12 protein-coding genes are annotated in these 13302 nt (G+C 61.8%); 3 read left to right on the top strand and 9 right to left on the bottom strand.

Translation table 11 applies throughout. The features are described from left to right. Positions 1–12: 12 nt before the first annotated feature. The 8 genes from AOA59_RS32730 to iolC form a co-directional block, all read right to left on the bottom strand. Positions 13–189 (bottom strand): hypothetical protein, encoded by a 177-nt coding sequence (locus AOA59_RS32730; protein WP_163005443.1) that lies wholly within the window; start codon positions 187–189, stop codon positions 13–15. Positions 190–316: 127 nt separating this feature from the next. Further along, positions 317–1345 carry a Gfo/Idh/MocA family oxidoreductase gene (locus AOA59_RS25505; protein ID WP_099489522.1) on the bottom strand — a complete coding sequence of 343 codons (1029 nt, stop codon included), beginning with the start codon at positions 1343–1345 and terminating at the stop codon, positions 317–319. A gap of 93 nt (positions 1346–1438) precedes the next feature. Continuing rightward, positions 1439–2449 carry a Gfo/Idh/MocA family protein gene (locus tag AOA59_RS25500; protein ID WP_099489521.1) on the bottom strand — a complete coding sequence of 337 codons (1011 nt, stop codon included), beginning with the start codon at positions 2447–2449 and terminating at the stop codon, positions 1439–1441. 18 nt (positions 2450–2467) lie between these two features. After that, positions 2468–4399, bottom strand: a complete 1932-nt coding sequence (iolD, locus tag AOA59_RS25495) for a 3D-(3,5/4)-trihydroxycyclohexane-1,2-dione acylhydrolase (decyclizing) (protein WP_099489520.1) — start codon at positions 4397–4399, stop codon at positions 2468–2470. A 164-nt stretch (positions 4400–4563) separates the two neighbouring features. Beyond that, a complete protein-coding gene (locus tag AOA59_RS25490; RefSeq protein ID WP_099489519.1) occupies positions 4564–5385 on the bottom strand; it encodes a TIM barrel protein in 822 nt (273 codons plus the stop codon). Between the two features lie 26 nt (positions 5386–5411). Continuing rightward, entirely contained in the window at positions 5412–6200 is a 789-nt protein-coding gene (iolB, locus tag AOA59_RS25485) for a 5-deoxy-glucuronate isomerase (protein ID WP_099489518.1), read from the bottom strand. Further along, a complete protein-coding gene (gene iolE / locus AOA59_RS25480; RefSeq protein ID WP_099489517.1) occupies positions 6200–7090 on the bottom strand; it encodes a myo-inosose-2 dehydratase in 891 nt (296 codons plus the stop codon). The genes iolB and iolE overlap by 1 nt, the downstream gene beginning before the upstream one ends. A gap of 162 nt (positions 7091–7252) precedes the next feature. Then, positions 7253–9190: a 5-dehydro-2-deoxygluconokinase gene (gene iolC, locus AOA59_RS25475; protein ID WP_099489516.1), complete on the bottom strand. Its 1938-nt coding sequence runs from the start codon at positions 9188–9190 to the stop codon at positions 7253–7255. Here iolC and AOA59_RS32110 point away from each other — a divergent pair. Next, positions 9189–9392 carry a hypothetical protein gene (locus AOA59_RS32110; RefSeq protein WP_143522811.1) on the top strand — a complete coding sequence of 68 codons (204 nt, stop codon included), beginning with the start codon at positions 9189–9191 and terminating at the stop codon, positions 9390–9392. The genes iolC and AOA59_RS32110 overlap by 2 nt on opposite strands. 82 nt (positions 9393–9474) lie before the next feature. Next, a complete protein-coding gene (locus AOA59_RS25470) occupies positions 9475–10383 on the top strand; it encodes a MurR/RpiR family transcriptional regulator (protein WP_017136418.1) in 909 nt (302 codons plus the stop codon). A gap of 79 nt (positions 10384–10462) precedes the next feature. Here AOA59_RS25470 and AOA59_RS25465 read toward each other — a convergent pair whose 3' ends face one another. Beyond that, a complete protein-coding gene (locus AOA59_RS25465; RefSeq protein WP_099489515.1) occupies positions 10463–11884 on the bottom strand; it encodes a PLP-dependent aminotransferase family protein in 1422 nt (473 codons plus the stop codon). Positions 11885–11978: 94 nt separating this feature from the next. Here AOA59_RS25465 and AOA59_RS25460 point away from each other — a divergent pair, with 94 nt between their 5' ends. Then, a complete protein-coding gene (locus AOA59_RS25460; protein WP_099489514.1) occupies positions 11979–13208 on the top strand; it encodes a multidrug effflux MFS transporter in 1230 nt (409 codons plus the stop codon). Positions 13209–13302: the final 94 nt, after the last annotated feature.

Below are 13302 nucleotides of genomic sequence, written 5' to 3'. Positions count from 1 at the left end.
ACGTTGCGTTTATCAGCGTTCGGCAGGCAGTCGAACCACCGGTGCCCCCGGGATGCAGCAGACCAGCGCGCCGTGGTTTTCGACACACAGCACATTAAGGAAGGAGAAGTAGAACGGCCGGGCGCGGGGCAGACCGCGTGGCGCTGAGGCAGGGCGTAAAACTCGCAGTACAGCGTTGAAGATTTTCATCTGACGGTACCTGGTTGTTTTTGATCTTGTTTTTGTTGAGCCGTGCGAATCGAGTTCGAACGTACTTTATGCAACCTGGAAAAGACTGTATTAGAAAATAATTTCCATATCAACCTGTTTTAGAATTTTATTCTATTTTTGTCGAAACCACCTGCTGGCGCTCGGCGCTAAGGCGTGCGGCGTCCAATATACGGGTGGTTTCCAGCGCATCATAGGCGTCTACCGGCAGCGGCCCCTGCCCTTGTACGGCCAGTTGCAACTGGCGATAGAACTGCGTCCAGCAGCCCTTCTCGGACGGCACGCGCTCACGCTCTTCGCCTTGCTCGAACCAGCCCCAGCGTCGATGCTCCTCGGCGCCCCAGTGCTCGCCTTCGGTTTTCGGCGACTTGCCGGCCATCAGCGCGTCTTCCTGGCCGTCCAGCCCATCGACGGTGTAACAACCCAGGGTGCCGCTGACGCGAAAACGCGGGGCCTGGCTGTTTTGCAGGGCGTTACCCCACAAATGGGAAATCACACCATTGGCGTGGGTCAGGGACACAAAGAAGCCGTGATCGAGGGTGGGGTGTTGCGGCGTGAACTGCAATTGCGCGAATACCCGGTCCACCGGGCCGAACAATTGCAGCGCCTGGTCTACCAAGTGGCTGCCCAGGTCACGCAACCAGCCGCCGCCGCTGGGGTTGCCGACGGCCTGCGGGCTGTAGCGTTCGACGCGGGATTCAAAGCGTGTGATCTCACCCAGTGCACCGGCGTCGATCAGCTTGCGCAGGGTCAGGTAATCCGAATCCCAGCGGCGATTCTGGTAGACGCTGAGCAGCGAGCCCTGGCGCTCGGCGGCGGTAATCAGCGCCTGGGCCTGTTCGGCGTTGCTGGCGAAGGGTTTGTCGCTGACCACCGCCACGCCGTGCTCGATGGCTTCCAGCACCAGCGCCGGGCGGCCTTTGAGGGTGGTGGAGATCACCAGCGCATCCACGCCGGCCTCGACGATCTGGCCGATGCTGTCAAAGGCCTTTACGCCCGGAAGGTCGGTACTCAATTGCTGGCGGCGCTCCGCTGAACGGGTCACCACGCCAACAAAAGTCGCACCGGGCAAGGTTGCAATCAGCGGTGCATGAAAGAAACGCCCTCCGTGGCCGTAGCCGACTAGTCCGATTCGCATAAGTTGTTTCCTTGTTGAATTGCAAACCCAATCAAGTGTGGGAGCTGGCTTGCCTGCTCCCACACTGACTGCATTCCACCTGGCAGATTGTGATTAGCCGTAAAAGTGCGGACGCTCCGGCAAGCTCACCTTCACGATCTGCTCACTGTTCTGCGCCTCGATGCACGCATCCGCCGCCACTGCCGCCGCAAACCCGTCCCAGGCCGAAGGCCCGCCGACCTGGCCGGCACGCACGCTGTCGATAAACGCCTGCAATTCCACGTCGTAAGCCCCGATAAACCGGTCCTTCCAGTCCATCAAAATGGCATTCGACAGCTTCGCACCACTGCGCATTTGCACCTGCGAAGGCTCCGGCAGCTTGGCAATGCCAGTCTCCCCCACCACTTCACACTGGATGTCGTAGCCGTACTGGCAGTTCACGAACACTTCCACATCGATGCGCGTGCCCTTGGCGGTTTCCAGCAGCACGATCTGCGGGTCGCGCAGGTGGGCCAGGGCTCTGCTCGATTTGCGCGGGAACACCACCTGCACCGACACATAGTCATCGTTGAGCAACCAACGCAACACATCCAGTTCGTGGATCAAGGTGTCGGTGATCGCCATATCGGTCTTGTAGTTCTCGCCCACCGTCGGGTTGCGGTGCGCGCAATGCAGCATCAGTGGCTCGCCGATCTGGCCGCTGTCGATCACGGCCTTGAGGGCGCGATAACCTTCGTCATACGGGCGCATAAAGCCCACTTGCACCAGGCGCTTGCCATAGGCCAGTTCTGCGTCGACGATCTTGCGGCAACCTTGCGCCGTCACCGCCAGCGGTTTTTCGCAGAACACCGGCTTGCCGGCGGCGATGGCGGCCAGTACGAACTCTTCGTGGCTCGGCCCCCAGGACGTGACGAGAATGGCTTCGACCTGTGGCGAGTTGATCAGCGCATGACCATCGGCGTAGACCTCGGCGGCAAGCTTCAAATCAGCGACGACCTTGGCGGCTTGCTCAAGGTTGATGTCGGTCACCGCCACCACCTGGCTATTGAGCAAGGTCTGGCTGCAACGACGGATATGGTCACGGCCGATAGCGCCAGTGCCAATCACTCCAAGCTTTAACGACATACACAACTCCTCTTGTTATTAGTACTGCCGGGCCTTGGCCAGCTGTTCATTGAGTTTTTTCGCGGCGGCATTCGTGCGTTCACTGGTGGACACTTGCGCCACGCCCACGCGCCACCACGACAGGTAGCCGTGCACCATGGTTTTGGGCAGTACCTTGATATCAATCAGCGTGGACACCGTTTGCGTGCGCGCATCGGCCAGGGCCGCTTCGAGCTGCTCCACGCTGCTGACCTTGTAGGTCTTGCAGCCATAGGCTGCCGCGCTCATGGCGAAATCCACCGGCACCAGGCCGCCATCGAGCTTGCCGCTTTCGGGGTTACGAAAGCGGAACTCGGTGCCGAAGCTGTCCATGCCGTTGCCGATTTGCAGGTTGTTAATGCAGCCGAAGGCCATGTTGTCGAGCAGTACCACGTTGATCTTGCGTCGCTCCTGGATCGAAGTGGCCAGCTCCGAGTGCAGCATCATGTAGGAGCCGTCGCCGACCAGCGCATACACTTCCTTGCTCGGCTCGGCCAGCTTCACACCGAGGGCGGCGTTGATCTCGTAGCCCATGCACGAATAGCCATATTCGACGTGGTAGGTGTTGACGCCCTTGCTGCGCCAGGCGCGTTGCAAATCGCCGGGCAGGCTGCCGGCGGCGGCAACGATGATCGCATCGTCTGCCAGGGTGTCGTTCAACACGCCAAGCACACGGCTCTGGGTCAGGCACGAACCGGTCAGTTCGATAAATTCGCGTAATACGGCGCGGTCCAGATGGTCATCCACCTCGGGCACAAAATCGTCGCCGTGGTATTGCACCTGGTGCACGCGATCCACTTCTGCGTCCAGCTGCGCCTTGGCGTCGCGGACCTGCTCGCCCCAGCCGGCACGGTAGTCGCCCAAGGCATCGGCCAACGCTTCGAGGGCCACTTGCGCATCGGCCAGCACTTGCACGCCGTCGAGTTTCAACGCATCGCACGGGCTGATATTGAGGTTGAGAAACTTCACCTCGGCATGCTTGAACAGCGACTTGGACGAGGTGGTGAAATCGGTATAACGCGTGCCGATGCCGATGATCAGGTCCGCCTCGGGCGCCAGCAGGTTCGCCGCCAGACAGCCGGTTTCACCGATGCCACCGACGTTCAGCGGATGGCTGGATACCACCGCACTCTTGCCCGCCTGGGTTTCGGCGAAGGGAATCTCAAAACGCTCGGCGAACGCTTGCAGGGCCGCATTCGCGCCGGAGTACTTCACCCCGCCGCCACAGATGATCAGCGGCTTGCGCTTGCCCCGGAAGGCCGCCAGCGCATCACTGATCATCGCCGCCGTCGCCGGCCGACGTTCGATACGGTGCACACGCTTTTGCAGGAAATAATCCGGGTAGTCCCAGGCTTCGGCCTGCACATCCTGCGGCAGCGCCAGGGTTACGGCGCCGGTTTCGGCCGGGTCTGTGAGCACGCGCATGGCATGGATCGCCGCCGTCATCAGTTGCTCAGGGCGGTTGATACGGTCCCAGTATTTGCTCACCGAGCGGAACGCATCGTTGGTGCTGATGCTCAGGTCGTGGAATTGCTCGATCTGTTGCAACACCGGGTCCGGCTGGCGGCTGGCGTACACATCACCGGGCAACAGCAGCAGCGGAATACGGTTGGCCGTGGCGGTGGCCGCCGCGGTGAGCATATTCGCCGCGCCGGGGCCTACCGAGGCGGTACACGCGTAAATCCTGCGGCGCAGGTGCTGCTTGGCGAAACCGATGGCGGCATGGGCCATGCCCTGCTCGTTACGGCCCTGATGCACCACCAGGTCGCCGCTGTCCTGCTCCAGCGCCTGGCCCAGGCCGAGCACATTGCCGTGGCCGAAAATCGTGAACACACCGGCGACAAACTTGCTCTGCACGCCATCGACTTCGATGTATTGGTTATCCAGGAACTTCACCAGGGCCTGGGCCATGGTCAGTCTTGTTGTGGTCATCACTTGCACCTTGTGTGAATGCAATTGGATTGATTAACACTGTTTCAATGTGGGAGCTGGCTTGCCTGCGATAGCAATGTGTCAGGCAATGTACCTTTCACTGATAGACCGCCATCGCAGCGGTGCGACGATTCGACAAGCCAACTCCCACAGGTTAATCGGCGTCAGGTTCGGGGGTTTTGCAGGTGGGCGATACTGGCCCCGATGGCCTGCTGGATATCCGCCAGCCCATGCACACTCTCGGCAAACGGCTCAAACGACAGGTAACCGCCGTACCCGCTGCTGAGCAACGTGTCGATCTGCGCGGCATTGCCGAGGATATCGCCCTCGCCCACCAGCACGCGGTGGCCGTCACGAATCGAATTAAGCGGCGCTTCGGCGTCTTCTACGCCAGAGATATGCACCAGGCCCGTCAATTGCGGGAAGAACTCCTGCTCGCTGGCCAGGTGGTGGTGGAAGGTGTCATGCACCAGCCGGAACACATCCAGGCCGCCAATCGACTGAATGGCGTCCACCGCCACGCGCTTGCGGCGCAGGGCACATTCTTCAAAGCCCAGCGGCTCGATGAACCCGAGGATGCCGTACTCGCGCAATATCGGCGCCAGCTCGCTCAGCGCCGTGCGCAAACCGGCGGCACGCTGGGCTTCGTTGCGCGTATCGCCGCGCTCATTCAACGGGCACATCACCAGGCCCTGCGCGCCGCATTCACGGGCATAAGTGGCGAGTTTGATCGCCTGGGCGCGACGCTCGTCATTCCACACATCAAACGGGTACAGCGCATTGATCGACAGCACCTTGATGCCCTGCACCGCGCACAATTCACGCACGCGGCTGGCCGGGGTGCCGTATTCGATTTCATGGCCTTTAAGGTCGTTGCGAATCTCGATGGCATCGCACTTGAGGGCCGCGGCCAACTGGATAAAGTCCGGCAGGGACAGGTTGGGGGCGACCATGCGGTTAAGGGCAAAACGTAGCGGCGACTTCATTGTTGTTGTTCTCCGTCCAAAACCGTTTAGAGGTCCAGCAGCCAGCTGTGCTGCGGGTCGTTATGGAAATGCCAGGCGCGTTTTGGCCCGGCCATCACGTTGAGGTAATACGATTCATAGCCATACGGCACGCTGACCGGGTGATACCCCTTGGGCACCACCACCAGGTCGCTGTTTTCCACGGCCATGGCCTGGTCGATGCTGCGATCGTCGGTGTACACGCGCTGGAACACAAAGCCCTGCGGCGGGTTGATCTGGTGGTAGTAGGTTTCTTCCAGGAAGCTCTGGTGCGGCAGGTCGTCGGTGTCGTGCTTGTGCGGCGGGTAGCTCGACGAGTGCCCGGACGGCGTGCGCACTTCCACCACCAGCAGCGAATGGGCCGGCTCGCTGTCGGGCAGGATGTCGCACACGTAGCGGGTGTTGGCGCCTTTGCCGCGCACGCTGCGTTTGCACTGCTCGGGGCGAATCAGGCGCGGCTCAAAGCCCGGCGCACCGGGCGCGGCGCAGACGGCAATCTGCACGTCGCTCAAGGCGGTAATCTGCGCATCGGTGCCGGGCGGCAGGTACGCGGCGAACGGGGATTTGTCTTCGAACACCGACTGGCGGTCGCCAAGGTTCTGCCAGTTAAAGCCTTCGCCTTCGATATTGACGCGACCGCTGAGCAGCACCAGGCACAGCTCTTGATCCCCGGCGCTGACCGGCAGGGTTTCGCCCAGGCTCAGTCGATAAGCGGAAAAACCCACATACTCCAGGCGCCCTGCTTCCAGGGCCACCATGGTTTGCCCGCGTTTGCTGCTTTTGACCAACAGGCTCATCACTTAGTCCTCTCGTTGAGCAGCGCGCGCAGGGTGTCGTAGCCTTTTTTGGCATAGATATAGCTGGGCGCCACGGCCGGATCCTGCTCGGCTTCGACCACCAGCCAGCCCTTGTAGTGGGCAGCCAACAGCACATCGAGCAACTCGGCAAAATCGATGTCGCCATCGCCGGGCACCGTGAACGTGCCGTTGACGATGCAGTCAGGGAAGCTCCACATCTGGTTGCGCGCCAGTTGCACCACCGGCTTGCGCACGTCCTTGAAATGCACGTGGCAGACGCGGTCGATGTGTTTACCCAGGACCTCGAGGGGTTCGCCGCCGCCCATGTAGCAATGGCCCGAATCGAACAGCAGGCCGACTTCCGGGCCTGTTCGTTTCATCAACTGGTCAATGTCTTCAGGGGATTCAACGTAGGCGCCCATATGGTGGTGATACGCCAGGCGCACGCCTTGGGACAGGGTGAAACGCGCCAGCTCCGTGAGCTTGTCGGCGTAGTCCTGCCAGGCCTGTTCGCTGTGAAAACGCGGGCGTTCGATCAGGCGCACCTTCGAGCCCTGGATCGAGTCGGCGACCTCGCCGTACACCAGCACGTTAGCGCCATTGAGTTTAAGCAGCTCGACATGGCTGGCGATGGCTTCGATTTCTTCGGCCACCGAACGCCGCGCCAGGCGGCTGGAATACCAGCCGGAGACCAGCGCCAGGTCATAAGGGCGCAGCACATCACCGACGCCCTTGGCGTCTTTGGGGAACTTGCCGTTGAGTTCAAACCCTTCGTAGCCGATCTCCTTGCCTTCGCTGAGTGCTGTGCTCAGCGGCGTTTCACCGCCCAGGGCCGGCAGGTCGTCGTTGCTCCAGGAGATCGGGTTGATGCCAATTCGGATTGCGGGCATGGCTGCACCTTTTATTGTTTTCAGATAGCACTGAGATCTGTTTTATGTGGGAGCTGGCTTGCCTGCGATGGCATCAACTCGGTGCATCTGATGGACCGAGTCGCCCGCATCGCAGGCAAGCCAGCTCCCACATTGAATTGCATTTCAAACTAAAAGCCTTGTTCAGTCTCTGGAACTGCGCCAGGCATTGATGAGCTGCTCGAACGTGGCCTGCACCTGCTCAATCAACCCTTCATCATCAATCTCCCCCGCCATCCACGCACGGCTGGGCTCCTGGAAGATCGTACGGCCCACCGCGAACCCACGGCAGGTGGTGCTTTGGCTGGCTTGCTGAAAGCCATCGGCCAGAAACTGCGCCGAAGCATTCAGGCCCAGCAGCACCACGCCACGGCAGTACGGGTCACGCTCGTGGATCAGTTCGTCGAGCTTTTTCCAGTCTTCGGCCGACTGCGCCTCGATCTTCCACCACGCCGGGTAAATGCCCAGGTTGTACAGGCGCTTGAGGCTGCGATAGAGCACGTCGGGATAGGTCGACGGGTGATCCTTGGGCGGCACGACTTCCAGCAGCAGTTCATGGCCGCTGACCAGGGACGCCTCGTACACCGCCTTGAGTTGCGCCTCTTGCTCCAGACGCAGCATCGGCTCGTCGTCGGGGTGGAACTGCACCAGGCACTTGATGATTTGCTCCTGGGGCCAGGCAATCAGGTTGCTGCCCACCGAGCGGCCATGTTCAAACGCCAGCGGCCGCGAGTTCTGCACCTCGACCGGGCGGGCGATCCACCAGCCACGGCCGCTGGCGGCATTCAATGCGTCCTGGCCGAAGCGCTGGTCGGCCAGCAGGCCCACATCGGCTTCGATGCCCTGCTGCGCCAGCTTGGTTTCCACACGTTCGATGGCCTGGATAAACAGCTGCTTGATGTCGCTGATGCGGGTCAGGTCCTGGCCGCCTTTTTGCGCCAGGTCCACCAGTTGCCAGCGGTGGTCGAAGGCAAACACAAACAGCTGCTTCCAGGTTTTGCGCGGCACCGTGACGCGGTGCAGGCGTTGCAGGGTCACGTCCTGGTCCGGCCGGGTGATGGGCACCGGGCTGTTGAACAGGTAATCCAGTTCGGCCGGCGTCGGCATGGCCGGCGCGCAAGCGTGGCGGGACACGACCAGGCCGCCGCAGGCGTTGGCCAACTGGCTGCAACGCTCATCGCTGGCATTATTGATCCAGCCACTGAGGAAGCCGGACATGAAGGCGTCACCGGCACCCAGCACATTCAGCACTTCAACCCGCACGCCTGGGTAAATCGCGCCGTCTTCCAGGCGCGCCGGGATGGCGCCGTGGATCACCGTGCAGCCTTGCGGGCCGAGCTTGACCACCAGAGTCGCCGGGGTCAGTTCACGCACGGTGCGCAACGCCGTCAGCAGGTCTTCACTGCCACCGGCGATCAAGAACTCTTCTTCAGTGCCGACGATCAGGTCGAAACGCGGCAGGATGCTCTGCACATGCTGGCTGACGTTCTGGTCGGCAACAAACCGCGTTTCGCCATCCGCCTTGCCCGCCAGGCCCCACAGCACCGGGCGGTAGTCGATATCCAGCACACGCTTGACGTTGTGCTTGGCGGCGTAATCCAGCGCCTGGATGCTGGCCTTGTACACGCCATCGGTGGAGAAATGTGTGCCGGTGATCAACAAGGCTTTGCTGGAGGCGATAAAGGCCTCGCTGATGTCTTCGGCGCGCAGGGCCATGTCGGCGCAGTTTTCGCGATAGAACACCAGCGGAAAGGTTTCGCGGTCTTTAAGCCCCAGCAATACCAGGGCGGTGAGGCGTTCCGGGTCGACCTTGATACCGCTCACATCACAGCCTTCACGGGCCAGGGATTCGAGCAGGAACCGGCCCATATGGTCATCGCCCACGCGGCTCAACATCGCCGACTTGAGGCCCAGCCGCGCCGTGCCGAAGGCGATGTTGGCGGAGGAACCGCCGAGGTACTTGGCAAAGCTGGACACGTCCTCAAGCCGCGCACCGACTTGCTGCGCATAGAGGTCGACGCCCAGGCGCCCGAGGCAAATCAGATCCAATTGACGCCCACTGGCAAAACGAGTCTGGCCCATGCTGGCTCCTGTTATTTTTATCAGCCTGCGTGGTGCCGCCGTGGTGACGACACACGCTCTTGGTGCAAGCAGACTAGAACGTCCGGCGGCGGCAATCAATATTTATTCCATAATTATTTTTAGTGGAATATTTTTTCCAATAAGCCAGCATAATGGCATGCCAGCCGCCGTGCATCGTTTCAGCAGCCCACGGGCGCCGTGATGCCGAGGTATTTTTTTGCGCCTACCCTGTAGACTTGCGTCACCCATCAGCGCATCAGACGAACACGCCAGAAGGATTGCCCATGTCCCGCACAGATCCCGAGACCACCCTGGAAGATACGATCGCCAGCCCTCCGATCAATGCCGAACGCCTGTTGCAGCTGATCACGGACGAATACGAAAGCCTGCCGCGCCAGCTCAAACGCATTGCCAGCTACATGAGCCAGCAGAGCGACCGCATCATGGTCGACCGCATCAGCGACATCGCCCGCGAATGCGAAGTGCACCCTTCGGCCATCGTGCGGTTTTCCCAGCGCTTCGGTTTCAGTGGGTTCAGCGAGATGCAGGCGCTGTTTCGCGAGGCCTACACCCACAAGACCACGCCGGTGCAGAACTACCAGCAGCGCATCCGCAGCATGATCGCCAACAAGTCGCAGAAGGCCAGCGGCGGCGACCTGGCGCGTGAGTGCGTGAATGCCACCCTCTCCGGCATTGAGCGCCTGGGGCTGGAGCTCGATGATGTGGCGTTCGAGAAGGCGGTGGACCTGGTGGTCAACGCCGACAATATCTACGTGGTCGGCGTGCGCCGCTCGTTTGCCGTGGCCGATTACCTGGTCTACAACCTGCAGCACACCAACAAGCGCATCCACCTGATCTCGGGCCTGGGCGGCAGTTATCGCGAGCAGATGCGCAGCGTGCGCGCCAATGACCTGGTGATCGCGATCAGCTTTACGCCCTACGGTAAAGAGACCCAGCATTGCCTGCGCATCGCCCAGCATCATCAGGCCAAGACCCTGATCATCACCGACAGCAACCTGTCGCCCCTGGCCAAGCGGGCGAACGCTGTATTGTTGGTGAATGAGGGTTCTTCGTTTGCCTTCCGCTCCTTGAGCGCCACGTTGTGCCTTTGCCAGGCGTTGTTTATTGCCGTGGCGTATCGGTTGGAATTGAAGGTGGATGAGATTCACGAGCAGGTCGGTTTCGACGACTGACACTCAGCAGTGGGAGCTGGCTTGCCTGCGATAGCATCAACTCGGTGTGCCTGAAACACCGAGCCCTGCCAAGCGCCCATTAAACCGCCATTAACAATTTGTTGAGAACCCGACCGTGAAAGCGGATCTGCGCCAGGGTCAGCGCGGTGTAGCCGATGATCACCGCCGGCGGCAGGCTGGCCTCATCACAGAACTTGCCCAACGGCTGCAAGGTCAGGCCGACGGCGGCAGCGCGGCTGCAAAAGTCCGCCTCGCCGACGCCCGTCGGCAACCACAGTACAAAATGCAACCCCGCTTGCTGGCCGCTGACCGTGCAGCCCTCCGGCAGGCAGGCGAGCAACGCATCGCGGCGTGCCTGATAGGCTTGGCGTGAAGCGCGCAAATGCCGCACGAACGCCCCGCTGCCCAGGAATTCGACCAGGCCCAACTGATCCGTGGCGCCCACCGAATGCCCGGTCAATTGTGAAGTGCGCAACAACCCGGGCCGCAGCGCCCTGGGCACCACCATGAAGCCCACACGCAAGCCGGGAAACAGGTTCTTGTTGAAGCTGCCGCAGTAGATCACCCGGTCGCCGGAATCGAGGGATTTGAGCGCGGCCAGTGGCGCGCTGTTGTAGTTGTATTCGCTGTCGTAATCGTCTTCGACCACCCAGGCGTCAGCGCGGGCAGCCCAGTCCAGCAATGCCAGGCGGCGCGAGACCGACAGTGTCATGCCCAACGGCGCCTGGTGCGCAGGCGACACGTAAGCCAGCCGCGCCGTGGCTGGGAGCTGGGCGGTGTCGAGGCCGTCGGCTGTGACCGGGATCGATTCAACCCGCGCACCGGCCAGGCTGAACAGGCGCCGAGCGGGCTTGTAACCTGGGTCTTCGACGCACGCCGTGTCGCCGAGCTTGAGCAAGGTGCGCGCGATCAGGTCAAGGGCGTGACGAATGCCCGTGGTCACAATCACTTCATCCGCCTCGCAATGCATGCCGCGATAACTGCGCAGGTAGTCGGCGATTTGCTCGCGCAACGCCGGCAACCCGGCCGGGTGGGCGGCCTCCAGGGCACCCGGCCCCGCCGCCAGCAAACCTCGGGAAATACAGCGTGCCCAGGTTTTCAAGTCGAACAGGCCGGCATCCGGGCGCCGGGCCACAAAGGGCACGTGGCTTTGCACGCCTGCATCGGACTGATCAGGCACGGCCAGGCGACGTGGGTGGCTGCTCGGCGTTGGGGCCGCAATGAATTGCTCAGGGATCACCGCACTCACCCGCGTACCGGATCCCGCCACGCGCTCTACGTAGCCCTCGCTGTGCAGGCGCTCGAACGCCGCTTCCAGGGTGCCACGCGATACCAGCCAGCGTTCGGCCAGGCTGCGGGTCGACGGCAAACGGCTGCCCGCCGGCAACTGCCGGTTGAGGATCGCGGCGCGCAATGCGTCGTAAGCGCCCTGCTGTTTACCGGCGTCCAGGGAGTCCGGGCGCGGCAGGTCGAGGGTGGCGGCGGTTTTGCCTCGGGGCATAAGTGGTCCAGTGCTTTAAGCAATAAGTGGCTCAAAGGATTAAACCACAAAGTCGTTAGAGTTCAGGCTCTACTCGTTAGCGAAGAAGCTTCCCATGACTCAACGCGCCCTCTCCACCGGGTTTTGGCTGGTCCTGTTGACCGTGCTGATCGCCCTGCCCCGCCTGACCCTCGACCTGCACTTGCCGGCCCTGCCCGCCATGGCCGACTACCTCCACAGCAGCGACAGCCAACTGCAACTGACCCTCACGCTGTACACCCTCGGTTCGGCGATTTCCCTGCTGGTCAGCGGCCCGTTGACCGACCGTTTCGGTCGGCGCCCGGTCTTGCTGGCCGGGCTGCTGCTGTACGTGGTGGCGACGGTGACCTGCGCCCAGGCCGACAGCCTCGGCGTGCTGGTGATCGCCCGGCTGTTCCAGGCCCTCGGCGGTTGCTGCACCACGGTGATCGGCCGGGTGATCGTGCGCGATTACTTCGATCGCCACGAACAGGCGCGCCTGCTGGGCTTGATCTCCATGGCCATGGCGATCTCGCCGATGGCCGCGCCGGTGCTTGGCAGCCTGATGCTGCCCTTGATCAACTGGCGTGGCTTGTTTGTGCTGCTGGCCATGATCGGCGCCGTGCTGTGCCTGGTGGTTTACCGCCGCCTGCCGGAAACCCGCCCGACCGAAGTTGCCGCTGCGCCGCCGAGCAACCTGCTGCGCGTGTATGGCCAACTGCTGCGCGACCGCTATTTCCTGCGCTACGCCCTGGCCATCGGCTGTGTGTACAGCACGTATTTTCCGTTTATCAGCGAGTCGTCTTCGCTGTTGCAGCGCGGCTACCAACTGACGGCCACGGAATACGCGCTGGTATTCGCCGCGACGATCAGCGGCTACATGCTCGGGGCGAACCTGTTTCGCCGTTTGGTATTGCGCTTGGAGCCCGACCGCTTGATCAACGCTGGGATCGGCCTGAATGTGCTGGGCAGCGTTTTGCTGGCGGTGGCTACTCTCACGCTGCCGGGAGAATGGCTGGCGATTGTGCTGCCGATGGTGGTGATCATGGTGTCGGTGGGGATGGTGATTCCGGCCTGCCAGCTGTCGGTGCTGCAGCCCTATGGCGCGATTGCGGGGACGGCGTCGGGGTTGTTCTTCTTTATCCAGATGATCCTGACGGCGGTGAGCAGCTGGGTGACGGGCTTGATGTCGAATGGCACTTCACTGCCCTTGGTGATCATGACTTCAGTGGCGAGCGCCCTCCTGATCACAAGCTGGCTGACACTGCGCAAAACCCAATGTGGGAGCGGGCTTGCTCGCGAAAGCGGTGTATCAGTCAGCTCATGAATAGCTGAAAGACCGCCTTCGCGAGCAAGCCCGCTCCCACAGGGGGGACCGAGCTTGGCTCAGGTTTTAGTGCATAAAGATCGCGATCAGGATG

It is taken from the genome of Pseudomonas sp. 2822-15 (genome assembly GCF_002742515.1).
Taxonomy (GTDB): Bacteria; Pseudomonadota; Gammaproteobacteria; order Pseudomonadales; family Pseudomonadaceae; genus Aquipseudomonas; species Aquipseudomonas salomonii.
Note: the sequence above shows the minus strand (reverse complement) of the source record. Positions and strands in the feature narration are given on the sequence as shown.

Coding starts and splice junctions, on each gene's coding strand:
- AOA59_RS32730 (WP_163005443.1), bottom strand. CDS start 189: ATGAAAATCTTCAACGCTGTACTGCGAGTTTTACGCCCTGCCTCAGCG.
- AOA59_RS25505 (WP_099489522.1), bottom strand. CDS start 1,345: ATGCGAATCGGACTAGTCGGCTACGGCCACGGAGGGCGTTTCTTTCAT.
- AOA59_RS25500 (WP_099489521.1), bottom strand. CDS start 2,449: ATGTCGTTAAAGCTTGGAGTGATTGGCACTGGCGCTATCGGCCGTGAC.
- iolD (WP_099489520.1), bottom strand. CDS start 4,399: ATGACCACAACAAGACTGACCATGGCCCAGGCCCTGGTGAAGTTCCTG.
- AOA59_RS25490 (WP_099489519.1), bottom strand. CDS start 5,385: ATGAAGTCGCCGCTACGTTTTGCCCTTAACCGCATGGTCGCCCCCAAC.
- iolB (WP_099489518.1), bottom strand. CDS start 6,200: ATGAGCCTGTTGGTCAAAAGCAGCAAACGCGGGCAAACCATGGTGGCC.
- iolE (WP_099489517.1), bottom strand. CDS start 7,090: ATGCCCGCAATCCGAATTGGCATCAACCCGATCTCCTGGAGCAACGAC.
- AOA59_RS32110 (WP_143522811.1), top strand. CDS start 9,189: ATGCTGGCTCCTGTTATTTTTATCAGCCTGCGTGGTGCCGCCGTGGTG.
- iolC (WP_099489516.1), bottom strand. CDS start 9,190: ATGGGCCAGACTCGTTTTGCCAGTGGGCGTCAATTGGATCTGATTTGC.
- AOA59_RS25470 (WP_017136418.1), top strand. CDS start 9,475: ATGTCCCGCACAGATCCCGAGACCACCCTGGAAGATACGATCGCCAGC.
- AOA59_RS25465 (WP_099489515.1), bottom strand. CDS start 11,884: ATGCCCCGAGGCAAAACCGCCGCCACCCTCGACCTGCCGCGCCCGGAC.
- AOA59_RS25460 (WP_099489514.1), top strand. CDS start 11,979: ATGACTCAACGCGCCCTCTCCACCGGGTTTTGGCTGGTCCTGTTGACC.